The following is a 1,569-nucleotide window of genomic DNA, read 5'->3' as shown; positions in this document are numbered from 1 at the left end:
CTTATATAGAAAGGCATTTAGCGATTTTTGTCAATTGTTTTTTATCTAGAGCGAACTAATCAATTAAGTCTCTTGCCAGATAAGGATTTAGTCGATTTATGCCCCCCTATCGAACCATAACAAGTAACGAAGAGCCAAAATCTTCACTTTTTGAGTCTATTCTAATTCATCTGTAGAGATTTAAGAGAATATAATCACCACAAAATCAACACCATTGCTTGGTAAATAATCGCATTTTATCACAATTTTTGCTAATTCGTTGACTCCATATTTTCTTTTAAAAGCCGCTAAAGTAGCTTGTACTAACGCTAAACCATAAGCATCTTTTCAGGTCTATCGCAATTCTTCATCTGTTAAATAATATCCTCCCGTTTTCCGCCGGTTATTGCTTCTTTGAAGCTGTTTAAGCTAAGACGTATTTTAACCCAGCTTAATTAATTTATTCAGAGATGAATCGTCTGATTAAATCTTCCCGTGAAGACTCCAACAAAAGGCGACTAGACTCCATCGGTGATAACTTAAGCAACTCATCAATAACTTTTATTAAAGACTCATCCAATTCTCCAAACCTCACTTGCATTAAATTTTCAATAATTTGTCGTTGTCCTTGTTGAAGTCCTTGTTGAAGTCCTTCCCGTTTAGTCGCCTCTTTCCACTCTAAATAAGATTGAGATAAAGCCATAAATACCTCCCTATCTTCTGATTCTAAAAGATTGTTAATTTCAACACTCACACGCCAACTAATCAATAATTCCATGACATTTTGACGGAAGGAATCGCCAGAAGGCAACTCAAGCAACTCTCTCACCGCTTGGCTTTGGGTTTTCCCCCGTCCCAACAATCTTAACAGTAAAGTGTCTGGGGTAATAGGTAACTGATTAATCGCTATAATTGCCGTTCGGTGAGAGGGAGATAAAAAGTCAATCCCTTCTGTCCAGTTTTCTAGTTCTAATTTAGCATCAAAACTCTCTAGGATCTGGAAACTAATAGAAGTAGCCAAAATCCATAATTTAGGTAAGTCATCCTCGTTTAACTCAGTTTTTTCCCGTTTCCCTTTCCGTTGAAGTTCAGCGAAAATCGAAAACAGTTTTAAGATACAGTTGCGAATTTCCGTTCGATTGGGAGCATTGCGAAAAGGCTCAAGCAAAGTGCTTGTTGTCACCATTTGCCCTAAAAGACCCAAAGATTGAGCATTTCCCCGCATATTAGGGTGAGGAGAGAAGAAAATATCCACCTGACGGGTTTCATCCGCCACCTCTTTGCTGACTTCCACCTTTCCCAGGGGAGACAGCAATTCTTCTAGGTATTGTTTGGCAAATTGGTCGTGAGGTTGTCGAGTCATGTCTTCAATCTTAGATCAGAAAAGACCCGACCGCACCCGACCCATTTCATAACCCCAGCTTATCAATACTATAAGTAACAATAGTTTCAAACCCCTTTACAAACCGTTACAAAGTCCTTAAGATAGAGACATCATCAATCGATCGTACCTCGACAACCTAATAGGAATCATAAACCAATGACCACCACTCTACAACAGCGCGAAAGCGCTTCCCTGTGGGAGCAGTT

The 1,569-nt window shown here is 39.1% G+C and carries 1 protein-coding gene; it reads right to left on the bottom strand.

Features of this window, described 5'->3' with window-relative positions; all coding sequences use genetic code 11:
* Positions 1–439: 439 nt before the first annotated feature.
* On the bottom strand, positions 440–1,342 hold the full coding sequence (locus tag O9332_RS05000) for a hypothetical protein (protein ID WP_288023999.1): 903 nt from the start codon (positions 1,340–1,342) through the stop codon (positions 440–442).
* Positions 1,343–1,569: the final 227 nt, after the last annotated feature.

It is taken from the genome of Microcystis sp. LE19-10.1B (assembly GCF_027530565.1).
In the GTDB taxonomy this organism is placed as follows: Bacteria; Cyanobacteriota; Cyanobacteriia; order Cyanobacteriales; family Microcystaceae; genus Microcystis; species Microcystis aeruginosa.
This window is presented reverse-complemented; position numbering and strand designations above follow the sequence as displayed.

What these genes read in the sequence shown, in the direction of transcription:
- O9332_RS05000 (WP_288023999.1), bottom strand. Translation starts at nt 1,342, where the DNA reads ATGACTCGACAACCTCACGACCAATTTGCCAAACAATACCTAGAAGAA.